This window comes from Nocardioides sp. URHA0020, from assembly GCF_000620705.1.
Lineage (GTDB): Bacteria > Actinomycetota > Actinomycetes > Propionibacteriales > Nocardioidaceae > Nocardioides.
Genome location: NZ_KK211170.1, coordinates 66,973 through 88,850, shown reverse-complemented (window position 1 = coordinate 88,850; position 21,878 = coordinate 66,973). Strand labels below are relative to the sequence as shown.

Below are 21,878 nucleotides of genomic sequence, written 5' to 3'. Positions count from 1 at the left end.
AGGGTCCGCGCATGGATACGCCCATGAGCACGCTGTTCGAGGGCTACTCGGAGAGGCGCGGAGCGGCGTACGACGAGATGTTCGACGCCGACACCCTGCGCCCGCCGTACGAACGCCTGCAGACGTCTCTCAACGACCTGACGATCCCCGACCTGGCCGCGCGCGTCGAGGCGCTCCAGGCGAGCTATCTGGACCAGGGCGTCACCTTCGACATCGGCGGTGAGGAGCGGGCCTTCCCGCTCGACATCCTGCCGCGCGTCATCGAGATGGACACCTGGTCGCCGATCGAGCGCGGCGTCCAGCAAAGGGTGAAGGCGCTCGAGGCCTTCCTCGCCGACGTGTACGACGCCGGGCAGGTCTTCGCCGACGGCGTGATCCCGCGACGGGTCATCGTGACCTCGTCGCACTACCACCGCCAGGCGGCCGGCGTGCGTCCGCCGAACGGCGTACGCGTCCACGTCTCCGGCATCGACCTGGTGCGCGACGACCAGGGCGAGTTCCGGGTCCTGGAGGACAACGTGCGGGTGCCCTCGGGGGTGTCCTACGTGATGACCAACCGGCGGGCCATCTCCGCGGCCCTGCCCGAGCCCTTCGCCGAGCACCGGATCCGACCGGTGGCGGCCTACCCCCAACGGCTGCTCGCCGCGCTGCGCGCCTCGGCCCCGGCCGGCGTGCCCGACCCGACGGTCGTCGTGCTGACCCCCGGCGTCTACAACGGCGCCTACTTCGAGCACGCGCTGCTCGCCCGGACCATGGGCGTCGAGCTGGTCGAGGGCCGCGACCTGGAGTGCCGCCGCGGGCGCGTGATGATGCGCACCACCCAGGGGCTGGCCCAGGTGCACGTCATCTACCGCCGCGTCGACGACGAGTTCATCGACCCGGTGCACTTCCGCGCCGACTCGATGCTCGGCTGCCCCGGCGTCATCGACGCCGCCCGCGCCGGCAACGTCACGATCGCCAACGCGATCGGCAACGGGGTCGCCGACGACAAGCTCGTCTACACCTACATGCCCGACCTGATCCGCTACTACCTCGGCGAGGAGCCGGTCCTCAAGAACGTCGACACCTGGCGGGTCGGCGACGCCGAGGCGCGCGAGGAGGTGCTCGACCGGCTCGACGAGCTCGTGCTGAAGCCCGTCGACGGCAGCGGCGGCAAGGGCATCGTCATCGGTCCCCGCGCCTCCGCCGCCGAGCTGGTCGAGCTGCGGACCAAGATCCTGGCCGACCCGCGCTCCTGGATCGCCCAGCCCGTCGTCCAGCTCTCGACGGTGCCGACGTACGTCGACGGCCGCTTCGGACCGCGGCACGTGGACCTGCGCCCGTTCGCGGTCAACGACGGCCAGCGCGTGTGGGTGCTGCCGGGCGGTCTGACCCGGGTCGCGCTCGCCGAGGGCGAGCTGATCGTGAACTCCTCGCGCGGCGGCGGCTCCAAGGACACCTGGGTGCTGGCGGGCTCCGGCCACGTCACGCGCCGTACCGACACCGAGCCCGAGGCGCCGACCGGGCCGAGCGCAGCACCGCAGAGCGCCGGCCCGGCGATGTCCGGCCCCGACGACGCCCAGGAGCAACAGCAGCAGCAACAGCAGGGAGCAGCGCAGTGCTGAGCCGGATCGCGGAGTCGATGTTCTGGATCGGTCGGTACGTCGAGCGCGCCGAGGACACCGCGCGCATCCTCGACGTCCAGACCCAGCTGATCCTGGAGGAGGCCGGCGTCGACGAGCGCGCGACCTGCCGGCTGCTGCTCTCCATCATGGGCGTCGACGACATCGAGCCCGAGGACGACGTCGACGTCACGACGGTGCTGCGCCAGCTCGCCTACAACCCCGACTCCCCCACCTCGATCGCCTGCGCCCTGGGCGCCGCCCGGGAGAGCGCCCGGCGCGCCCGCGAGACGCTCTCGGTCCCGATGTGGGAGGCGATCAACACGACGTACCGCGCGATCCCGTCGGGCCAGTTCCGCTCGATGCGTCCGCCGATGGTCTTCCAGTGGGTGCGTGAGCGGGCGGCGCTGATCAACGGCACCGCCGACGCCACCATGACCCGCGACGAGGGCTGGCAGTTCCTGATGCTGGGGCGGTGCATCGAGCGGGCTGACATGACCTCGCGCCTGGTCGCGACCGCCGCCGTGTCCGCCGGCTCCCCGTGGACCAGCTCGCTGCGTGCGTGCGGCGCCTACGAGGCCTTCCTGCGCACCTACCGCGGGCTGGAGACCGAGCGCGGTGCGGCGGAGTTCCTCCTGCTGGACCGGCTCTTCCCGCGGTCCGTGGTCTTCTCCCTCGACCGCGCGGAGCAGTGCGTCGACAACCTCGAGGCGTCGGGGCAACGTGCCGGCTTCCAGAACGAGGCGCAGCGGCTGCTCGGCCGCACCCGCGCCGAGCTGGAGTACCGCTCGCTGTCCGACGTGCTGGCCGACCTCCCGCACGAGATGGAGCGCATCCAGCGCACCTGCGCGTTGGCGACCGACGCGATCACCCGCCGCTACTTCGCCCGGGCCGAGTCGCTCACCTGGCAGGGGGTGCTGTCGTGAGCATGCAGCTGAGGATCGTGCACCGCACGACGTTCGAGTACGACGGCCGCGCGGTCGCGTCGTACAACCAGGCCCGGCTGACCCCCCTGACCACTCCCGGCCAGATCGTCTCGCACAGCCGGGTGGAGGTCTCACCGCCGCCGTGGACCTTCGACTACCGCGACTACTTCGGCACGGCCGTCACGGCCTTCGAGGTGCTCGACCCGCACGAGACGATGACCGTCACCGCGACGTCCACGGTCTACACCGACCGCACTCCGGCAGGCGTGCCCACGATCGAGTGGGAGCAGCTCCAGCACCCGGACGTGGCCGACGAGTACACCGAGTACCTCGCCCTCACCCCCGTGGTGGCCCTGCACCCCGAGCTCAGCGAGCGGGTGGAGCGCATCCGCGCCGAGTCGAGGCTGCCCGGCGACGCCGCCCGCCAGGTCTGCGCACTGGTCCACCGTGAGGTCGAGTACCGCGTCGGCGCGACCGACGTGCACACCCGCGCCGCCGACGCCTGGGAGCAGCGCGCCGGCGTCTGCCAGGACATGGCGCACCTGACCATCGGGGCGCTGCGCGCGCTCGGCATCCCGGCTCGCTACGTGTCGGGCTACTTCCACCCGCGCCAGGAGCCGGCGGTCGGTGAGTCCGTGCCCGGCGAGTCCCACGCCTGGGTCGAGTGGTGGGACCACGGCTGGCACGCCTTCGACCCCACCAACGACTCCGAGCCCGGGGACCGGTACGTCGTGGTCGCCGCGGGTCGCGACTACGGAGACGTGAAGCCGCTCAGCGGGATCTTCTCGGGCGCGAAGACGTCCGCGATGACCGTGGAGGTCGTGCTCACTCGCTTGGGCTGAGCCGTTCCGCCGCCGGTGCCGGGGACGTGGTCGGATCGGGCGTCTTGGTCGACTTCGGCGACTTCGTGGGCTTGGGCGACTTCGTGGGCTTCGCGGCCTGCGTGGGCTTGGGCCGCTTCGTGGGCTTCGCGGACTTGGTCGGCTTGGGCCGCTTCGTGGGCTTGGCCGACTTCGTGGGCTTGGCCGGCTTCGTGGGCTTGGCGGACTTCGTCGGCTTCGCCGGCTTGGTCGGTCTCGTCGGGTGGCCGGACTTCGTCGGGTTGCCGGGCGCCGTCGATCCCGCCGACGCGGTCGGGTCGGCAGGCGTGGCCGGCGCACCGGACGTCGACGGCGTGGCGGCCTTCGTCGGCGTCCCGGTGGGTGACGACCCGGGTCGCGAGGTGCCGGTCCCGGACGTCGAGGGGTCCGGGGCGCCCGGCTCCGACGAGCTGGGACGCGGTGGCTCGGTCGGGCGCGGGCCGACCGGCGTGGGCTCCGGCGACCAGGGCGGTTGGACGATCCCCGCGCCGTACGCCACGCCGAGGCCACCGCCCAGGGTGAGGGCGCAGGCGGCCGCGGCCGAGGCGGCCAGGCGGCGGCGTCTGCCGGCCCGCGGCGCTCCCGCGCCGGGCGCCGAGGCGGCCACCGCCGCCAGCCGGTCGACGAACGCGTCGTCGACCGCGCGCTCGCTGGTGTCGGCGCGCAGCGACCGCGCGACATCCTTGAGCGACCGCCGGCTGACTCTCACGACCTAAACATGTCACGGGAGGTCCGAATGGTTACGCTCGCCCGACCTAGCGAGAGGGTGAGGGGTGGCGAAGCGGCGTTCCGATGCTCTTGTGTCCGCCGCCCGTGCCGGTGACCAGGCGGCGTGGCGGGAGCTCTATGCGCTCCACCACCGCCGCCTGACGGTGTGGCTGCGGTCCTTGTCGCCGGGCGACGCCGTGGACTCCGCCGACGACCTCGCCGCCGACGCATGGCTGCTGGCGGCCGAGAAGCTGGGGGGCTTCGTCGGCAGTGACGACGACTTCGCCGGGTGGTTGTTCACCCTCGCCCGCAACCTGGCGGCCAACAGCCAGCGCAAGGCGGGCCGCCGACGGACGGACGCGACGGAGGTCGAGCCGTCCGCCGAGATGTGGGGCCTCGCCCGCGACGACATCGCCCTCGTCGACGAGCAGGACGCGACCCGTGCGCTGCTCTCGCACCTCAGCAGTCGCGAGGCCGAGGTGGTGGCCTGCATCGACGTGGTCGGTCTCGACGTGGCGTCGACCGCGCGGGCCCTGGGCATGAAGCCGACCGCCGTACGGGTCGCCCGCCACCGGGCGCTGGTGCGCCTGCGCAAGATCCTCTCCGAGTCCGACCTGTAACGCGTCGCGCCGCTGGCGACATGTCTGAGTGAGGCTGCAGATCGTGGCCCGCCTCGTCGACGCCGCGTGCGTCTCGGGGACGCGGGAAGGGGCTCACCGGATGACGACTCAGGATCGACCTCGTCACCGCCTGGCCGGGCCCACAGCCGTGGGCACCACGAACACCCGCGTCGTCGCGAGCGTCGTGCTGCTGATCGCCGTCGTCGGCATCGCCCTGCTGGTCTTCTGAACCCCCGACGCAGCCTCACCCGACCCGCCGTCGACGACGGCGGCCAACCAAAGGAACCGACATGGGCTACGGCCTCGGCATCTTCCTCATCGCGCTCGGCCTGATCCTGGCCTTCGCAGTCACCGACGCCATCGCAGGCGTCGACCTCACCCTGGTGGGCTACATCCTGGCCGCCGCCGGCGTCCTGGTGGTCGTCATCACCGCGGTCACGCTTTCGAGCCGCCGGCGCACCAGCGCCGTGACGACGACGACCCGCGCCGACGGCACCCAGGACGTCAGCGAGCGCCGCACCGACCTCGGCCCGCCTGCGGTCTGATCGCCTGCCGATGTAACAGCCGGCGGGTCCCGGGACATGAACCCGTGAACGCCCACGCGTGACACCCCCTGACAAGGAGCACCACATGCGCACCACCACTCGTATCGCCGGCGCCGTCGCCGGCATCGCCTTCGCCCTGGGCTCGGTCAGCGCCGCCCCGGCCATGGCCGACAAGCCGGCTCCCTGCGCCCAGCAGCAGAAGCAGGTCGACAAGGCCGAGGTCCAGCTCGCCAAGGTCACCGCGGTGTTCCAGCGCCAGCAGGCCAAGGTCAAGAAGGCCAAGCACGAGGTCGAGGTCGCCGACACCGCCAGCGAGCGCGCTCACGCGAAGAAGGTCCTGGCGCACGCCCGGGAGAAGCGCACCCACGTCAAGAAGGCCAAGACCGCTCAGCAGCAGCGGCTGACCAAGGCCCAGGCTCGCCTCGAGGCCTGCCAGGCGGCCCAGCCCACCGCGAGCTGACCCACCCCCCCCAGGAGTGATCTCGGGACATCCCTGGGGGAAGAAGAACGGATGCCCCGTCACCGGCCGGATGTGGCCGGTGGCGGGGCATCTCTCCACGGGCCTCAGCGGGCCCCGTTGAGCCGCTCCTCGACCCGGATCACGGCGAGCCCGTAGTCCCAGTCGCCGCTCATCGCGGCCGCGAGGCGCAGGTGCGGCAGCGCCTCGGCGTACCGGCTCTGGCGCTCGAGGCAGCGACCGAGCGCGTGCTGCGCCCAGTCGTCGGTGGGGTTGGCGGCGATGAGCCGCTCGAGGTCCGCCTGGGCATGCTTGAGCTGCACGCGGATGAAGTAGGCCCAGGCCCGCAGGCTGAGCAGTCCGGTGTTGTCGGGGTCCAGCTCCAGCGCCGGCTCCAGGACGTCCAGCGCCTCCTGGGGCGCGCGGCGGGCGAGCAGGTCGTACGCCGTGCGGTAGGCCGACTCGGGTGCCGCCTTCTGGCCCGGGAACACGACCGGCGGCGTGGGCAGCGTGTCGTCGTACATGTCCCTCTAACGCCTGCTCAGCGGCCGGGATTCCCGGGCGGGTCGTCGTGCAGGACCCGTTGGAAGAGCAGGTGGTCGCGCCACTCCCCCCGGATGAAGAGGATCCGCTCCGCGGTGCCGTACTCCCGGAACCCGCACCGCCGCAGCACCGCCTGCGAGGCGGCGTTGTCGAGCATCGTCCCGGCCTCGAGGCGGTGCAGTCCCATCGCCGTCGCCGCGACGACGACGTGCTCGACGCCGGCCCGTGCCAGGCCCCGCCCCTGGTGCTCCCGGTCGACCCAGTAGCCGATCGTGCCCGACTGCAGCGGTCCCCGGACGACGTTCGAGAGCACGATCCGCCCGACGACCTGGTCGCCGCGCCAGAAGGGATACGTGTACGACCTGCCCTCCTCGGCCAGCGCCACGTTCCGCTCGACCTCGCGCTCCTGCACCTCGTCGGTGTAGAAGCTCTCCTGCCGGCTCGGGTCCCACGGCGCCAGGTGCGCCCGGTTGCGCCGGTACGCAGCCGCCAGCGCCGCCCCGTCGCCGACCTGCAACCCCCGGATCCGATACCCCTCCACCACCCCCCGAGCGTAATGGTCTCCACCGGCTGCTCGAGCGTGTGCGGGGCCGGTGGTTGAGGTGCGAGGGCCCGGTGGTTGAGGTCTGAGGTCCCCGGTGGTTGAGGTGCGAGGGCCGCCAGGCCCGAGCCTCGAAACCCCCGGTGGTTGACGTGCGAGGGCCGCCAGGCCCGAGCCTCGAAACCCCCGCAGCGCAGAAGCGGCAATGAGTGCGCCCTGCGGGTGGGGTTCGGATCCTTCGCCGACAAGCTGACTACGCGGGTACGGCGGGCCGTGGCTTGCGGCCATCGGCCGGCCTACCGGCGGTTGAGGTGTGAGACGCGCCAGCGCCGAGCCTCGAAACCACCACCTAGAGACACGCCCTTCGCGTAGTACGAAAAGCTGCTGGAAGCCCCTCCACAGGGCGTCGACCCGGGTGTGGATGAGTCCCTCGGATCGTGACCTCCTTGTGACCCAGAACCCTGTAAAAACAGGGGTTCTGAGCCTCTCACTGTCGGTGGTCAGTGCTTGGCTAGAACCATGACCACGATGACCACGCCCCGCCACCAGGTGGCATTGGCGACCGGGCAGATGCGCGGGATCGCTGACGCTCTGGTGGACGCATCGGTGTGGTCGATGAGCGCCCCGGAAGCAGCCACCACGCTCTTGGAGCTCACGAAGTTGGAAGCCCAAGTCGTGGAGCTCAAGACCCGGGTCGCCGCGCATGGCGACGAGGTCGAGGTCGGCACCGATGTCGGTGCCACGAGCACGTCGAGCTGGTACGCCCATCAGACCCGAGAGACCAGGTCTGCGGCATACCGGATCGTGCGCCGCGGCTACGACCTCGCCATCTACGACCGGGTCCGATCAGGGCTCGCCCGCGGCGACCTGCGGCTGGAGCAGGCCGACGTGATCATCCGCTCGGTCAAGGCACTCCCGGACGGTCTCGACCCAGAGCTGCTGATCAAGGCCGAGGAACACCTCGTCACCGCCGCGGAAGAGCACGACGCGAAGCGCCTTACCATCCTCGGACGCAGACTCCTCGAGGTCATCGCACCGGACTTGGCCGACCAGCACGAGTCCGACCTCCTCGAACGAGAAGAAGCCAAAGCAGCCCAAGCGTGCCGGCTCACGATGAGCGACGACGGCCACGGCAAGGTCCACGGACGCTTCACGTTGCCCGCGTTGCAGGCTGCCGAGCTGAAGAAGATGCTCCTCGCGCTCGCCGCACCCAAGCACCTCGCCGCCACCCACGGCCCCGGCGTCGAACGCAGACCCGGACCCGAGCGGATGGGCCGAGCGTTCTGCGAGCTCATCGAGAGAATCTCCGCGAAGGATCTCCCGCAGGTGGGCGGGCGGGACGCGACGATCGTGGTGACCATCGGCCTGGACACCCTCCTCGGCCGCCTCGAGAAGGCCGGGGTCCTCGACACCGGAGAACGGATCTCCGCGACCGCGGCCCGCCGGTTGGCGTGCACCGCGAAGATCATCCCGGTCGTCCTCGGCGCCGACTCGCAGGTCCTCGACGTCGGCCGATCCAGACGGTTCTTCACCAAGGCCCAGCTCACCGCCCTGTCCCTGCGCGACGGTAGTGCGTCGCCGACGGCTGTGACTGGCCACCGTGGATGTGCCATGCCCACCACTGGACCAGATGGGCCGACGGCGGTCCTTCCGACCTCGACAACGCCGGGCTCCTCTGCCCGAGACACCACGCCCGAGCACACGACCCGACGTACGCCATGGCAAAGCACCACAACGGCAAGGTCACCTTCACCCGACGCCAATAGGAGCCTGGGACAACGCGCGTGGTCAGCTCCCTGCCCTATCCTTGCTCTCGCGGACGGGCTGGCCGGGCGACCGCGTCATCGGGGAACCGATGCCGAGGAAGGTCCGGGCTCCACAGGGCAAGGTGGTGGGTAACGCCCACCCGGGGCAACCTGCGGGACAGTGCCACAGAAAACAGACCGCCTCCCGCCGTTTCGACGGTGGGCGGTAAGGATGAAACGGCGGTGTAAGAGACCACCAGCGACCGGGGTGACCCGGTCGGCTAGGCAAACCCCACCTGGAGCAAGATCAAGAAGTTCGGAGCCTCCGGGCCCCGGATGCGCGCACGTTCGAGGGCTGCCCGCCCGAGTGCGCGGGTAGATCGCTGGAGGCGGCCGGCAACGGTCGTCGTAGATGGATGGTCGCCACGCTTCGGCGTACAGAACCCGGCCTACAGGCCAGCCCGTCCCCAAAACACCGTCTGACCTGCGGAAACGCGATCACGACACGGTTGTAGTCCGCACATAGTCCGCAAGAGAAATAATCTTGCTTCTTAAACTACCGGGACGATGTGTTCGAATCGCTGCCGGCTAGGGGTTCGCACCTATAGCGTCCGGCCGTGTCCGAAATGGCTGGCGAGAAGCGGATGAAGCTCCGGTACGCAGGCGTCTGCCGGCTCTGCGGAGCCGAGCTCGCTGCTCGAGCCGAGGCGATCTATGAGCGCTCGACGAAGACCGTCCGCTGCCCCGACTGCTCCCCCGCCAGTCCGGCGCCGCCGGTCGAGCCCACTCCGTTGGTCGAGCCTGTCGAGACCGCGGCGCCGATCGACGTGGGAACCCCCGGCGCCTCCGCGCGCCGCGAGTATGAACGCCGTCAGGCCAAGCGCGAGACCCGCATCCGCGAGGATCACCCCAAACTTGGCCGCCTCATCCTTGCGGTCACCGACGACCCACAGTCGACGACTGCGTGGGACACTGGAGCGCTCGGTGAGGAACGCCTCGGCCAGCGGCTCAACGAGCTCTCCTCCGAGACGATGCGCGTCCTCCATGACCGCCGCATCCCGGGCACCCGCGCCAACATCGATCACCTTGCCGTCACCCCGACCGGCATCTACGTCATCGACGCCAAGAAGTACAAGGGCCGGCCGTCGCTCAAGGTCGAAGGCGGCATCCTCCGGCCCCGTGTCGAGAAGCTCCTGGTCGGCACCCGCGACCAGACCAAGCTCGTCGACGGCGTCCTCAAGCAGGTCGACGTCGTCCGTGCCATCGTCGGTGATGCGATTCCCGTCACCGGTGTCCTCTGCTTCGTCGAGGCCGAATGGCCGCTCATCGGCGGCGCCTTCACCACCCGCGACGTCGAAGTTCTCTGGCCCAAGAAACTCTACCCGCGCCTCGCCGCCGACGGCCTGCTCGCTTCGCGCCTCGACGATCTCCACCGAACGTTGGCGTCAGCGCTGCCGCCGGCGTGACGGGCCGGCTGAGGAGTCAGCGACTTGCTGCACATCGCCGCCAGTCACCTTCAGGATCCGTTGCGGATCGTGGACAACTGCGGAGGCGAGATTCGTCGAGTTCAGCCGAGCGCGTCCTCATCATCAACCAAGAGAAGTATCAGCCCACATCCCAGCGCAGCCGCTGACCGTTGAAGGCGGCGAGTGATCGGAGCATCGATCGTCCGAGGCACGTCGCGACCGAGCCGGCTGATCGATTCCTGAACAGCGTCTTCCAGACCACCCAATGTCATGTCGCGCCTACGCGGCCTATTCGACGCAGCGGTTGCCCTGACCCGAGCGCGCTCGCGCATTGACTCCCATTGGCCGATCCTCTCGGGTCGGCGAGGTTCCGACAGAACCTGGAGGCCACCCGCTAGGTCCGCGACGAAGTGATGCTTGCCGGTGGAACTTGGGAATTCGGTTGGAGACACCAAGTGAGAGTTCTCGAGCACTCCGCCGTAGCTGTAAGCAGCGTCGAACTCATGTTGTCGGTGAAAGCCGGGGGCCGCGTAATAGATGTGGCCAGGGTCAGTGCCGGTCGAAAGGGCGCTTTCGAGGCTGACCAGGGCGGCGTGCTGGTGCCCATCGGTGTCGATCGAGAACCGATAGTGCGGTCCGCCCACGTAGGACCAGGTCGGCGACGCCGGATGCCGTCGGCTGACGTACTCCACTCGTTTGAATTGCAAGAAGAGGCAGTACTCGACGTACTGCAACTTGGCGTCCCAGCCAAGTTTCTCCTCTTGCAGCAACGACGGAAGCACTGGCGCGGCCGCACTTCGATAGATGGTCGCCAGTTCTGCTTCGGCCTCGCGAATGGCAGCGTAACCGTAGGAGAATTCCGAAAAGTCACAATCCATACGGCCAAACTAGGGGTCGCTAGCTCCACTTCCTACGGATCAAGCAGAATTGCGTTCAGGCGGTCCGTTGCTGAGGGACGTCAAGCTGATGATCAGACCCTCCCGCGCATGTCCCGCCGCGCATCGTTCGCCGCGCATCGTTCGCCGCGCATCGTTCGCCGCGCATCGTTCGCCGCGCATCGTTCAGTCATGGCGATCTCCTAGAGATCAGAGACCCGAACTGTGAACGACGCCCGTCAGTTTTGACAATAGGTCGGTTCCAAGCCGCTTCGACCGAGCGGCAGTGCCGAGCTGGAAGGGCGAAGGTGCTGCCACGGATCCGCGCAATCGTCTACCAGTCTCGTGGTTGTCCGCGAAAGTGCATTGGATCAGCGCGGCGGTTGTGGACGCATCCCGAACGAGATCTCAACTTCGTGCAAGAGCAGACCATGAACCACTGCATGTGGCAGCGTGAGCGCGAGCGAGAGCCGCCGAGCAAGGCGGCAGAGGGACGCACTCCATGGGTGAGTCGACAAGATGATCTTTGAACGCACCCCCGGACTCTCGTCCGCCGACCGCGAAAGGAAGCTGAGTGCTCTAGTGGAGTTCATCATCGAAGAACCGCTGAAGGAATGGCTGCGACCGAAAGCCAAGGCGATGTGGTCCGCGTGGTCTCACCCGGACTATGTGGCTATTCGCGTCGACGAGAACGCGCCGGGCTACGACTACGACATTCTGTTCGACAACGGCGAATACTCGACGCAGGCGTGGGGCAAGCCGGGGATTGTGTCGAAGGGCGACCGGCTGCACGTGATCCAAGACAACTATGTGGTTATCCATTCGCGGCACCTGACCGAGATTGACCCAACCTGGCTGAAGAAAGTTCGGCGCTGTCCAGCACCCGCGGACTACCTGTGAGGGGGCAGCCCGGGCGATCCCGGTGGCTCGCTTTCGGTTCGCTCAGCCGCGCTGAGCTGGACGAGGCCGCCTGGCCCGCCGCCTGTAGTGGCACTCAGCAACGTGCGTCCTGAAGCCGCGCCCAGCCGCGAAGATATGAGCGCTCCGAAGGGAGCCGAACCCAAGGAGGCCCAACTGCTGGGGCGGAGCGCTAGCGTGCCAGCCATGGGCCAGCCGGTTGGAATCTTGCACGTCCTGGTCGGACTGCCAGGTTCAGGGAAGTCCACCTACCTTAACGAGCACTTCAAGGTCGAACACCCCGACGTTCTCGTATTAGATGACTACCAAGCGGACGCGATCCTTGGGCGGCCTGACCCTGAGTGGAGTCGGAACCGGCCCGCTGCAATTGAGGCACTGCGCAATGGCCAGTCGGTCCTTATCAGCGATGTCGCCTACTGCCGGGCGCGCGCCCTAAGCCGGATCATCAGTTTGATGCGAGCCGACGTTCCAGCCCTTGATGTGAATGTCATCTACTTCGCGAATGACCCAGCCAGCGCCGAGCACAACGTGCGGTTGAGGGGTCGTGAGGGGTTGGCACGAGAGTTGGAGTTGATCGCGGACCTGGCAAAGGATTACCCGGCGCCGGAGCACGCGATGCCGATCACGAGAGGGACTCCACTTCAGGACGGAACCGCATAACGAGTTGCGGTCTTCGTTGTGGTCCTTTCGCTGCTTAGGCGCTCGGCAGCACCATCCGACTTTGGTGATCTCTTGCTGAGCCATCACCGTCATCATGAGCACCTGCAGTACTGATGATCGACGGGCCGAGACCTTCGATCCTGGCGCATCGTGCGGAAAGATCGCGGACGCTTTGCCAGACAGCTGCTCGCGGCGCCTCGATGTTGAGGGCGCGGATGTATTGGTCGAGACGGTGCGGGTGTTCGCGGAGGTAGGAGATGGCGCTGCTGAGGCTCTCTCCGACCGTCTTGCCATACGCGTCGAATGCCTTGCGCGCGCCAGCCTTCAGGGCGGCTGTGTCGGGTCTCATCATGGCCAGGTCGATGAGGTCGCGGCTGAACGTCGAGGTGTCTGCCCAGCGGTCATCGTTGGCAAGCAGCTTGCTTGCGACCTGGTCGGTTCGCGTCAGGGTCAGTACACCGCAGATTTTGTCCTCTGACGAGGGAGTGTCGAGGTCGATGCGACCTTCGTGGATGATTTCGATCTTGATCGCCACCCCGCCAACGAGCACCGAGGTCCGGATTTTGTAGCCATCGACCGGAGGGGTTCGACCCACCTCCAGGTTGCGTGTCGCCAGAGCGTTGAGCCCACGATCTCTGACGATCTGGCGCAGTTGGCGGTAGGACTGCTGGTCGGAGACCAGGAACTCGATGTCGACCGACTCTCGGTACTCACCGTTGGCGAGGACGATCGCGGCGCCGCCTGCGAACCAGCAGTTGTGCTCGGCCAGGAGCGGTGCGTCGAGCATTGACAGCACTTCGGCCACCCGTTGGTGGTGGACGCGCCTAAACAAAGAGCCTCCCTTTGCTATAGGTGTCCGCGAGGTGCTGGATGAACGCCTTCTCTTGATCCGTGAGGGTCTCCCGGTCGAGGTCTCGCCAGCCGCGTTCGTAGAGGTTGAGTGCCTCCGTCTCCGTGATGCTGGTGCCGGCGTCGGTCTGCCAGGCCAGGGTGCGGAGGCCGGGGTAGTCGCCGACCGTGATCGTCTCCGGCTCTGCTCCTGGAGCGTCGAGGATGGGGACGACGAGGTGGAGCCCGAGTGCGGCTGCGACGTTGCTGTAGGCGCCAATCGTGACCGAGGGGTTGCCGGCCTCGATCCTGTGCAGGGTCACGCGCGACACGCCAGCAGCCTCTGCACAGGCGACTACCGTGACACCGAGGGCCTTCCGCCGTTCGCGGAGGCGCGCGCCCAGGCGTTCGAGATCCGCCCGTTGTTCTGCGCTCATGTAGGGACTAGTGGCTGGCATGTTTCTCATTTTAGTCATTTCAGCCGAAATATCAACAATGAGAAACAATTCCAGGCGACCTCGAGCGCGTCCGCGCGGGAGCCGTACGCGCCCGGCACCTCCTGTTCGCCCTCTCGGCGCGGCCCGAGCACCGAGTCGATCGCATCGCGAGTGCGGTCGTCCGAGTCTGGCCACAGGTGGCTGTACGTATCCAACGTCTCTACAGCGGACGCGTGTCCGAGTCGGATCTGCACGGTCTTGACGGACTCGCCGTACCGGATCAGCAGCGAGGCGTAGTAGTGCCGAAGCGCGTGCATGCCCGGGCCGGTCGCGGCGTTCAGTCCGGCGATCTTGGCGACCGGCCGCCAGACGTGGCCGAAGGCCTGTCTGGTGATCGGCCGGCCGTCGAGGGTGAAGACCAGGTCGTCGTCAGCGATGTCGCGAGCCGCCAGGTGCTCGTTGAGGGCGTCGACGACGGCCATGGGCAGCGGGATAGCGCGGTAGCTCACCCTCGTCTTCAGCGGCCCGAACTCGGTGACGCGACCCAGCCGTGTCAGCAGCTGTCGATCGACCAAGACCACCGGGTTCGCACCCAGCAGTCGCAGTCGGTCGCGGGTCAGGCCGAAGATCTCACCCTGGCGCATGCCGGTCCCGGCGGCGAAGGTGACCAGCGCCTTGAGCTCGTCGGGCAGCTCGGCACGCAGCGTCTCGACCTGCACGGTGGTCAGCGGACTGATCCGCCGTCGTTCGACCCGCGGCAGCCGGGTGCCCTCGCATGGGTTCGCCATGATCCGCCGGTCCCGCACCGCCGAGCGGAAGATCCCGGACAGGACGCCGATGGTCCCGGCCGCCAGCGGTTTGCGCTTCGTCGCCCGATCTCCGACGCCCAGCAGCTTGACCCACGCTTGGATCTCCGAGGGCAGGATGCTGCCGATCGCCCGGGCGCCGTAGATCGGGTAGACGTGGCGCCTGAGCATGCCCTCGACGTACGCCGCGCTGGTGGGTCTGTGGACCTGCGCGGCGCGCCACTGCTCGGCGTACTCCTGGAAGGTGATCTTGCCGGCGCGCGGGTCGACGTACTGGCCGGTGACGATCGAGGTGGCGACCTCGTCGATCCAGCGTTGCGCCTCGACCTTGCGCGCGAAGTGCTTGGCGTGCTCGCGACCTGCCTCGTCGCGGTACCGAGCACGCCAGCGGCCGTCCGGCCGCTTCTGGATGTTGGCCATGGCTCCTCCGTGGGAGGTGGGTGCGGATCAGAGAGCGCCACGCTGCTGGCGGCGCTCCTCGCGGATGAACCGTCGTACGTCGCCCACGGTGGTGACGAGGTGGCGGCCGATCTTGAAGAACTCCGGCCCGACGCCGCGCTGGCGCCACCAGCGCATCGTGTTGACCGGAACTCTCAGGATCTCAGCCACCTCGGACAATGTCAGCAGGTCTTCGGGGTCGCGCTCGGGGAACGGGACGTGGTGGGTCGTGGCAGTCATTGGTGCGTACCTCCGGTGAGTGATGGATGTGCTCCCTCGCGGACAGCTAGTGCTTGTCGTCGGTGGAGTCGGCCGTTCACCAGCTAGGTGCGCAGCACGTGCCAGCCCAGGGGCCTGAAACACTCGATTGGGTATCGTCGGGCTACAGACCCGGTGTATCTCGTCGAAGTGGCGAGACGAGTCAGCGGCCTCACTCAGGCTGAGCTGGCCCGGAGGGGTCGCACGTCCCAGGCGACGATCTCGGCGTACGAGCGCGGACTGAAGACCCCGTCCTTGAACGTCGCGGCGCGACTGCTGGGCGTGATGGGTTGCGAGCTGATGCTGCACGTGCGGATTGACTTCGAGGAGTACCACCCCGAGGGCATCGACCCCTTCTGGGCGCCGAACCTGCTGTGGCGAGTGCAGACGCCCGACTGCTTTGACACCCTTCATATCCCCGACCTGGTGCGGCACGCACCGAAGGAAGAATGGAACCTCAAAGATCGGACCGATCGTCGCCGTGCCTACGAGATCCTGATCCTTCAGGGACTCCCCCAACACATGATCCGGTGGCTCGACGGCGCGCTCCTCGTCGACCTGTGGGATGAGCTCGACCTTCCCGCGCCGGTCCGCAAGGTCTGGCTGCCGGCGATCGCGGTTGCTCGCGAGAGCCGGCTCATCGGAAACATCTTCCACCGGCACGGACAGGATCCGGAGACCGCGGCGTACGCCCGAATTCGTGGATTCGAGTTGCTGCCGCCACCGCCTCCCCCGCCACCACCGCGGCGGTCCCGTTTCGACCCAAGACCTGCGCCCGACCCTCACACCGCTCGGATCGCATCCTTGCTCCAGCGCATCTCCATTAACCCCGGATCTCCCAGGGGCGTCCTGTCGTTGGTGGTACGCGCGTACGCGTCACCGACGTCATCTCACTGCTGGTTGCGGGCGCAGCCGAGGCCGAGATCCTGGCGAATCACCCGGACCTGACGTCGGAGGACATCAAGGCCTGTTTGACGTACGCCGCTACGAAGGTCGACCCGAGCATCATGACGGCGCCCTGAGGCGGCTGGTTCGGTCAGAGACCGATGGCGCCCCCGGAGGTCTGCGCCGGTGGCCGGTAGCTGAGGTCGGCCCCTCGCCGGACTGGCACCAGTGGCCGAGTCGTCGGCCGCCGCCTCGGCGCGGTCGGGCCGTACCGGTCGACCGCGTCCGCGGCGAGCTGGGCGACGTGGGCGGGGCCGAGGTCGGCGCGGTCGCGGCCGAAGACGGCGATCCATTGGTTGCGGGCGTCATCGGTGGACTCAGCAACCAGGTGCGCGACGTTGCGCTCGCGGCCGCGGGTCATCCTGACGTACGCCGAGGCGGCACCGGTGTGTGCTCGCCGACCAGCAGGTGTGACGTCTGGACGGTCGAGCCCGGGCGCCGTACGCCGTGGTCGCGTAGGCCAGCTCGACGTGCTCGGCCGCGTACTGCGCCGGCAGGGTGCGACGGCCGGAGTCACCGACGACATCGAGCGCGCCGTGCTGCGAGCCGATCACGGTCCAGAGTTCCCGGTTGGCCACACCGAGGTCGGTGTCGTTGCGACGGGTGGCGATGCGATCGCCGATGCCGATCTGCTCCCCCGTCGTGGTGAGCTGCCCACCGGTGACCGCACCGGTGGTAACGCGGAACTGGCGAGCGATCCCGTTGATCTGCGCAACCTGCTCGCACGTGTCGGCGACCACCAGGTCACCGTCCGCGGCGCGCGTCGCGAGCACAGCGGTCCGCTCGACGCCGCTGGCGTGCACGACCACAAGACCTCGGCGGACGAGCTCGTCGAACACCTCACCAGTTCGCTCACCACGGCGCATCTGCAGCGACAGGTCGGCGTACTTCGGATCGGTGAACGGCGTACGCCCTCGAGCTCGACGACACGGTCGGGGGCGTAACGGACCGCGAGGTCGAGCACTCCCCCGCGTCCAACGGCGGGGAGCTGGTGGCGGTCGCCGATCAACGTTATTTGAGCGCCGGCATTGTCGGCGAGCTCGAGGAGCGCGCGGGCCGTGTCCTGATGGAGCATCCCGGCCTCGTCGACGACGAGATGGGTACGGCGGTCCAGCCGCGGCGCTCCAGGGGCTGGCACTACCCGTCCCCACCGTCCGTCCGAATCCCAGCGGTAGCCGTACTGATACAGCAGCCGCGCCACGGAGTCAGTGTGCGTGCCGACCTCACCGGCCGCGACCTGAGCGGCCTTCCTGGTCGGCGAGACGACCAGCATCCGCCCGCGGCGCGCCTCGACCTGCGCGCGCATCGCTGCGAGGCGCCGCGTCTTGCCCGAACCGGCGGCGCCATCGACCACGGTGATCGTCCCGGCGCCCGCGCGCCGAGCGATCCGGTCGACGAGGTCCCGTTCGACCGCGAGCACCACGGGCGAAGTGAGGGACCGGACGTGCTCGGGCACGTCATCGCGGCCGAGCAGCGGCCGCGAGGCTTCGACGACTCGGGCAGCGAGATCCTCGGCGAGCTCGCGACGTACGGCACCGTCGACGACCAAGCCCGCTGCGGCGATGAGCTTCTCGACCTCACCGCGTGCGTCGGCGGCGTTCCATGCCGAGCGTCGGGAGCCGAGCCGCGTCAGTGCTGTCTCGACCACAGCTTCTCGGTCGAGCTCCCCCGGCCGGACAGCCGGGACCCGCTTTCGTTGGTCGAGCTTGTCGAGACCCGGTGCGGCGAACCCCAGCTCTCCCATTCCTCGACCCATCGCCTGCGCAGGTCTTCCCCGGAGATCGGGACGACCTTGTCCGGGCGAGCGTCTGACCACGCCCGCCGGTCCCACGACTGGCGCAGCGCCGGACCGGGCTCCTCGCCAGCATGCTCACCACGCCATTCGGCCTCGTAGCGGTCGATGTTGGTCTCGATCTGCCGGGCCCGCGCACTGAACGCTCCGACGTACGGAGCCAGCTCGACGACCTCGCTACTCTCGTCGTCGAGGGAGTAGCCATGCGCCGCCAGCGCGGCGCGGAATCCGGGATCAGTCATCACTGAGGCGTGCCCCATGCCGTTGATCGCCTCGAGGCTGTCGCGGACCCCTACGGTGTGCAGCCCCCGCCAACGGCCATCGGCGAAGACCCGCGCGTTGATCTGGAGGTGGAGATGCCGGTGCGGATCACTGGCCCGCGACGTGAAGTGGCGTACAACGGCGGCCTCGATCTCCCCGACCGGCACCTGCACCTGCCGGCCGCGGGGCCCGACCCGGGTGGTCGAGTGCTCGGACAGCCAGCCGACGATCTCGACCGCGGCGCGATCCTGGGCAGCGTCGTACGCCTCCGCGATCTCGGGGTGCAGCGCGGCCGCCACGGACCAGGTCTTCGGCCCGTTGACGGTCACCTCGACGAACCGCACCGCCTGGTCGTCGGTGCGGAGCCGGCCCTTGACCTTCCCGGTGTCAACGTCGTACCCGGCCACCCACTGCTCGTACGTCGCACCATCCATGTCCGCCCGTAGCTGGACCTCGCCGGGCCGGGCGACCAGCCGCTGCGCCAGCCCGCTCCCCTCGGCCAGGTAGTAGTCGTCCGCCCGGGATCGATCGGCCTCGACGTAGTTGCGAGCAGCGGCGGCGCTGCCGCGGTAGATCTTCATCCCGCCATGCACCCGAGAACGCCTCCCTCGACAACCGTCGACACCGGCAAACCTGCAGGTCAGAGCAGGTTTGCGTTACCGAAATTGGTAGCATGCGTGCCGCTCATTGAGGTGGGTGAGACAGGCGATCTGACGAGTGGTTCTGGGAGCCGTTGGTGGTTGTCAGTGAGTGTCGAGGGACGCGGCGCTGGGTGAGCAAGGAGGCCGGACCGGAGAGGACCTCGGGATGTCGGTTGGATGCGGTAGAAGTAGTCGGGCGATAGGCGACCCCTGCTGGCAGGATCGGGATATGAGACTGCTGTGCGCTGGTGACCTCTGACCCGACCCACGACTGAGAAGATTCGATAGTGAAGCTCAACCTGAAGGCGGTCGAGGAGCGGGTCGCTCCGCTCGGCGGTCAGCCGTCGTATGACCGCGAGTTCATCTTCGAATTGCTGCTCGCATACGGCCGCTCGCAGGGCAACGTCACGCGCCTGCGCAATGGATCTCTCAATGTTGCCGACGACCCTGCGACCGAGGTCGCACAGAAGAACGTCGTCTACTTCAAGGAAACGACTTGCGACCCGCTGGCCGTCATCGAGGAGCTTCGGACAGCCCCAGCAGTGGTGCGCTACCGGCCGCGCTTCGTCATCGTCACCGACTACGTGGAGTTGCTCGCCGTCGACACGAAGACCGGCGAGAACCTGATGGTGCCGATCGCCGACATCCACCAATACTTCACGTTCTTCCTGCCCTGGGCCGGCATGGAGAAGGCGCAGTACGTCGCTGAGGCGCACGCTGACGTAAAGGCCGCGGAGCGGATGGGCAAGCTCTTCGACGAGCTGCTCGCCGCGAACCCTGAGATCCTCGGCGACCCCTTCGGGAGACACTCCCTCAACGTTTTCTTCACCCGGCTGTTGTTCTGCTTCTTCGCCGAGGACACCGGCATCTTCGGTCAGAATCAGTTCACCACTGCGGTCGGCAGCCACACCCAGGCCGACGGATCCGACGTCTCGGACTTCCTGACCGATCTCTTCAAGGCGCTGGACACGCCTCACGCCAACGACAAGCCGCAGCACTTTCGAGAGTTTCCGTACGTCAACGGACGGCTGTTCACGATCGCTGCCGAACACAGGGTCCCGGAATTTACGAAGAAGGCCCGCGAGTTACTGATCGAGTCCGGCACCTTAATCTGGCGCGAGATCAACCCCGACATCTTCGGCTCGATGTTCCAGGCGATCGTCACCCCGGGCAAGCGCTCCGATCTCGGTCAGCACTACACGTCGGTGCCGAACATCCTGAAGACTATCGAGCCTCTGTTCCTCAACGGGCTGAAGGATGAGTTCGACGCTGCGTACGGCTCGCGGCGGAAGCTTGAGGGACTCTTGGACCGGATCAGCGAGATCAAGGTCTTCGACCCTGCCTGTGGATCAGGGAACTTCCTAGTCATCGCCTACAAGGAGCTGCGACGTATCGAGCACGCGATCCTGGAGCGGCTCGCCGAGGTCGACGTCAACCACCAGGTGCTCTACGCCGAGTCGAAGATCAACATCGAGAACTTCTACGGCATCGAACTCGACGACTTCGCCGTCGAGGTCGCGATCCTCGCCCTGTGGATCGCCAAGCACCAGATGAACGCCGAGTTCAAGGAGAAGTTCAACCTCTCCATCCCGCTGATCCCGCTCAAGGAGACCGGTCAGATCCGCGAAGCCAACGCCGCACGGATCGAGTGGCAGTCAGTGTGTCCCAACAACGGCGATGAAGAGATCTACCTCATCGGCAACCCGCCGTACGCCGGCGCCAAGACTCAGGCCAAGGACCAGAAGGCCGACTACGACTACGTGTTCCGGGGACGTCCGTACTCGAAGAACCTCGACTACATCGCGCTGTGGTTCATCAAGGGCGCCGACTACATCGAAGGCACGGAAGCTTCGCTCGCCTTCGTGACGACCAACTCGGTGGCCCAAGGCGAACACGTCGGTCTGATGTTTCCGATGATCTTCGCCAAGGGCATCGAGGTCGGGTTTGCCTACACCTCGTTCAAGTGGGAGAACAACGCCAAGCGCAACGCGGGCGTGACGGTGGCCGTGATCGGGTTGAGGAACGAGGCGTCGTCGCCGAAATACCTGTACACCGACGACCTCCGAATCGCTGCCACCAACATCAACGGATACCTCGCAGATGGTGCTGACGTCGTGATGGAGCGTCGGCGCAAGCCATTGGGAGCCCCTCGGCCGGACATGGTGTTCGGATCAATGCCGCGTGACGGCGGCGGTCTCATCTTGTCGCCTGACGAGCGGAGGCAGATGATCGAGGCGGACGGTCGTAGCGAGGCGTTCATCAAGCGCTATATGGGGTCGTCCGAGTTCATCAACGACGGTGAGCGCTATTGCCTATGGGTGCCAGATGGCCAAGCTGGTTTGGCACGGTCGATTGCCGCGATCGGCACGAGATTCGATCGCGTGGCGGCGGAGCGCTCGACGAGCAAGGCGGAAAGCACAGCGGCATTTGCTGCCCAGCCGCACCGGTTCGTTCAGATCAGCTACAAGCCCACGGACTCGATCATCGTGCCTCGCGTTTCGTCGGCTCGCCGTGAATATATTCCGATCGACTACCTCGGCCCAGACACAGTCATCTCGGATGCGGCTTTCGGCGTGTATGACGCCGAGCCCTGGCTGTTCGCGCTGTTGACGTCGCGAATGCACATGGCCTGGGCGCGGTCGGTGGGTGGCCAGTTGAAGACGGACTATCGCTACTCGAACACGATCGTCTACAACAACTTTCCCCTCCCTCCGCTGAGTGATGCTGTCAAGGAGCAGTTGACCGTGGCAGCGTTGCGAGTGTTGGACGTCCGCGAGTATCACTGCGAGAAGACCCTTGGGGAGCTCTACGATCCCGACCTGATGGTGGCCGACCTGCGCGCAGCCCACGCTGAGGTCGACGCGCTGGTCGACTCGATCTACTCCAAGCGCGGATACGAGACCGACGAGCAAAGACTGTCGGACCTGTTCGCCATGTATGAGGCGATGACCGCTGATGAGAGCCCGGAGGGGGCGCAAACTTGAATAAGTTGCTCAACGTCGTCGAC

The 21,878-nt window shown here is 67.7% G+C and carries 25 protein-coding genes, 1 other RNA gene and 2 pseudogenes; 17 read left to right on the top strand and 11 right to left on the bottom strand.

The window, feature by feature from the left end; genetic code table 11:
* Window positions 1-23 precede the first annotated feature (23 nt).
* From N542_RS0117820 to N542_RS0117810, 3 genes are read left to right on the top strand one after another with little or no spacing between them, the layout of a single operon-like run.
* The gene (locus N542_RS0117820; protein ID WP_028645088.1) at window positions 24-1,604 is read left to right on the top strand and encodes a circularly permuted type 2 ATP-grasp protein; all 1,581 of its coding nucleotides are present in this window, start codon (window positions 24-26) and stop codon (window positions 1,602-1,604) included.
* Window positions 1,598-2,527 (top strand): alpha-E domain-containing protein, encoded by a 930-nt coding sequence (locus N542_RS0117815; RefSeq protein ID WP_028645087.1) that lies wholly within the window; start codon window positions 1,598-1,600, stop codon window positions 2,525-2,527. The genes N542_RS0117820 and N542_RS0117815 overlap by 7 nt, the downstream gene beginning before the upstream one ends.
* A 2-nt stretch (window positions 2,528-2,529) precedes the next feature.
* Window positions 2,530-3,369, top strand: a complete 840-nt coding sequence (locus N542_RS0117810; RefSeq protein WP_036508661.1) for a transglutaminase family protein — start codon at window positions 2,530-2,532, stop codon at window positions 3,367-3,369.
* Here the strand turns inward: N542_RS0117810 and N542_RS27645 are convergent.
* Entirely contained in the window at window positions 3,353-4,096 is a 744-nt protein-coding gene (locus N542_RS27645; RefSeq protein WP_155993193.1) for a hypothetical protein, read from the bottom strand. The two genes, N542_RS0117810 and N542_RS27645, sit on opposite strands and share 17 nt — an antisense overlap.
* Window positions 4,097-4,187: 91 nt before the next feature.
* On the opposite strand from N542_RS27645, the gene N542_RS25460 reads away from it, so the two are divergent.
* The 4 genes from N542_RS25460 to N542_RS0117785 all read left to right on the top strand — a co-directional run bounded on the left by N542_RS25460 (window position 4,188) and on the right by N542_RS0117785 (window position 5,720).
* A complete protein-coding gene (locus N542_RS25460; RefSeq protein ID WP_051552005.1) occupies window positions 4,188-4,715 on the top strand; it encodes an RNA polymerase sigma factor in 528 nt (175 codons plus the stop codon).
* A gap of 100 nt (window positions 4,716-4,815) precedes the next feature.
* A complete protein-coding gene (locus N542_RS28330; RefSeq protein WP_269319779.1) occupies window positions 4,816-4,944 on the top strand; it encodes a hypothetical protein in 129 nt (42 codons plus the stop codon).
* Window positions 4,945-5,005: 61 nt separating this feature from the next.
* Complete coding sequence (locus tag N542_RS0117790; protein ID WP_028645085.1) at window positions 5,006-5,260, top strand: DUF6458 family protein; 255 nt, start codon at window positions 5,006-5,008, stop codon at window positions 5,258-5,260.
* An 85-nt stretch (window positions 5,261-5,345) separates the two neighbouring features.
* Entirely contained in the window at window positions 5,346-5,720 is a 375-nt protein-coding gene (locus N542_RS0117785; protein ID WP_028645084.1) for a hypothetical protein, read from the top strand.
* Window positions 5,721-5,824: 104 nt separating this feature from the next.
* Here the strand turns inward: N542_RS0117785 and N542_RS0117780 are convergent, their stop codons facing one another.
* Both N542_RS0117780 and N542_RS0117775 read right to left on the bottom strand, forming a co-directional pair.
* Window positions 5,825-6,241, bottom strand: coding sequence for a tetratricopeptide repeat protein (locus N542_RS0117780; protein WP_028645083.1), 417 nt, complete (start codon window positions 6,239-6,241; stop codon window positions 5,825-5,827).
* Window positions 6,242-6,258: 17 nt separating this feature from the next.
* Entirely contained in the window at window positions 6,259-6,804 is a 546-nt protein-coding gene (locus N542_RS0117775; RefSeq protein WP_028645082.1) for a GNAT family N-acetyltransferase, read from the bottom strand.
* 516 nt (window positions 6,805-7,320) lie between these two features.
* On the opposite strand from N542_RS0117775, the pseudogene N542_RS0117770 reads away from it, so the two are divergent.
* The 4 genes and pseudogenes from N542_RS0117770 to N542_RS0117765 form a co-directional block, all read left to right on the top strand.
* Window positions 7,321-8,307, top strand: a pseudogene (locus N542_RS0117770) (DUF222 domain-containing protein); the annotation flags it as partial.
* A 98-nt stretch (window positions 8,308-8,405) separates the two neighbouring features.
* Window positions 8,406-8,567 (top strand): HNH endonuclease, encoded by a 162-nt coding sequence (locus N542_RS28185; protein ID WP_231482755.1) that lies wholly within the window; start codon window positions 8,406-8,408, stop codon window positions 8,565-8,567.
* 54 nt (window positions 8,568-8,621) lie between these two features.
* Window positions 8,622-9,014: RNase P RNA component class A (rnpB, locus tag N542_RS26825), an RNA gene on the top strand.
* Between the two features lie 158 nt (window positions 9,015-9,172).
* The gene (locus tag N542_RS0117765) at window positions 9,173-10,012 is read left to right on the top strand and encodes a nuclease-related domain-containing protein (protein ID WP_036508658.1); all 840 of its coding nucleotides are present in this window, start codon (window positions 9,173-9,175) and stop codon (window positions 10,010-10,012) included.
* Window positions 10,013-10,113: 101 nt separating this feature from the next.
* Here N542_RS0117765 and N542_RS0117760 read toward each other — a convergent pair whose 3' ends face one another.
* Complete coding sequence (locus N542_RS0117760; RefSeq protein WP_028645079.1) at window positions 10,114-10,890, bottom strand: hypothetical protein; 777 nt, start codon at window positions 10,888-10,890, stop codon at window positions 10,114-10,116.
* A 516-nt stretch (window positions 10,891-11,406) separates the two neighbouring features.
* Between N542_RS0117760 and N542_RS0117755 the strand changes: the two genes are divergently transcribed.
* Entirely contained in the window at window positions 11,407-11,787 is a 381-nt protein-coding gene (locus N542_RS0117755) for a hypothetical protein (protein ID WP_028645078.1), read from the top strand.
* 204 nt (window positions 11,788-11,991) lie between these two features.
* Entirely contained in the window at window positions 11,992-12,465 is a 474-nt protein-coding gene (locus tag N542_RS0117750; protein WP_197026018.1) for an AAA family ATPase, read from the top strand.
* Between the two features lie 34 nt (window positions 12,466-12,499).
* Here N542_RS0117750 and N542_RS25455 read toward each other — a convergent pair whose 3' ends face one another.
* Genes N542_RS25455 through N542_RS0117730 form a run of 4 tightly spaced genes read right to left on the bottom strand, consistent with a single transcriptional unit; the run spans window position 12,500 to window position 15,214 of the window.
* Complete coding sequence (locus N542_RS25455; RefSeq protein ID WP_051552003.1) at window positions 12,500-13,270, bottom strand: nucleotidyl transferase AbiEii/AbiGii toxin family protein; 771 nt, start codon at window positions 13,268-13,270, stop codon at window positions 12,500-12,502.
* Window positions 13,271-13,289: 19 nt separating this feature from the next.
* Entirely contained in the window at window positions 13,290-13,751 is a 462-nt protein-coding gene (locus N542_RS27950) for a helix-turn-helix domain-containing protein (RefSeq protein ID WP_036508654.1), read from the bottom strand.
* 14 nt (window positions 13,752-13,765) lie between these two features.
* Window positions 13,766-14,956 (bottom strand): tyrosine-type recombinase/integrase, encoded by a 1,191-nt coding sequence (locus N542_RS25450; RefSeq protein WP_081795285.1) that lies wholly within the window; start codon window positions 14,954-14,956, stop codon window positions 13,766-13,768.
* Between the two features lie 27 nt (window positions 14,957-14,983).
* Window positions 14,984-15,214, bottom strand: a complete 231-nt coding sequence (locus N542_RS0117730; RefSeq protein WP_028645075.1) for a helix-turn-helix domain-containing protein — start codon at window positions 15,212-15,214, stop codon at window positions 14,984-14,986.
* A gap of 153 nt (window positions 15,215-15,367) precedes the next feature.
* Here N542_RS0117730 and N542_RS27945 point away from each other — a divergent pair, with 153 nt between their 5' ends.
* Complete coding sequence (locus tag N542_RS27945) at window positions 15,368-16,180, top strand: helix-turn-helix domain-containing protein (protein WP_051551999.1); 813 nt, start codon at window positions 15,368-15,370, stop codon at window positions 16,178-16,180.
* The gene (locus N542_RS28450; RefSeq protein WP_442937496.1) at window positions 16,120-16,254 is read left to right on the top strand and encodes a DUF433 domain-containing protein; all 135 of its coding nucleotides are present in this window, start codon (window positions 16,120-16,122) and stop codon (window positions 16,252-16,254) included. Before N542_RS27945 ends, N542_RS28450 begins: the two co-directional genes overlap by 61 nt.
* 14 nt (window positions 16,255-16,268) lie before the next feature.
* On the opposite strand, the gene N542_RS28180 is transcribed toward N542_RS28450, so the two are convergent.
* A complete protein-coding gene (locus N542_RS28180; protein WP_028645074.1) occupies window positions 16,269-16,538 on the bottom strand; it encodes a hypothetical protein in 270 nt (89 codons plus the stop codon).
* Between the two features lie 109 nt (window positions 16,539-16,647).
* Between N542_RS28180 and N542_RS28175 the strand changes: the two genes are divergently transcribed.
* The gene (locus tag N542_RS28175; RefSeq protein WP_231482777.1) at window positions 16,648-17,121 is read left to right on the top strand and encodes a hypothetical protein; all 474 of its coding nucleotides are present in this window, start codon (window positions 16,648-16,650) and stop codon (window positions 17,119-17,121) included.
* Window positions 17,122-17,135: 14 nt separating this feature from the next.
* On the opposite strand, the pseudogene N542_RS28170 reads toward N542_RS28175, so the two are convergent.
* Together N542_RS28170 and mobF are read right to left on the bottom strand one after the other, a co-directional pair.
* A pseudogene (locus tag N542_RS28170) lies at window positions 17,136-17,921 on the bottom strand (AAA family ATPase); the annotation flags it as partial.
* Window positions 17,807-18,811: a MobF family relaxase gene (mobF, locus tag N542_RS28165; RefSeq protein WP_028645072.1), complete on the bottom strand. Its 1,005-nt coding sequence runs from the start codon at window positions 18,809-18,811 to the stop codon at window positions 17,807-17,809. The gene mobF and the pseudogene N542_RS28170, both read right to left, overlap by 115 nt.
* A 347-nt stretch (window positions 18,812-19,158) precedes the next feature.
* Here mobF and N542_RS0117705 point away from each other — a divergent pair, with 347 nt between their 5' ends.
* Window positions 19,159-21,855, top strand: a complete 2,697-nt coding sequence (locus N542_RS0117705) for a DNA methyltransferase (protein ID WP_036508650.1) — start codon at window positions 19,159-19,161, stop codon at window positions 21,853-21,855.
* Window positions 21,856-21,878: the final 23 nt, after the last annotated feature.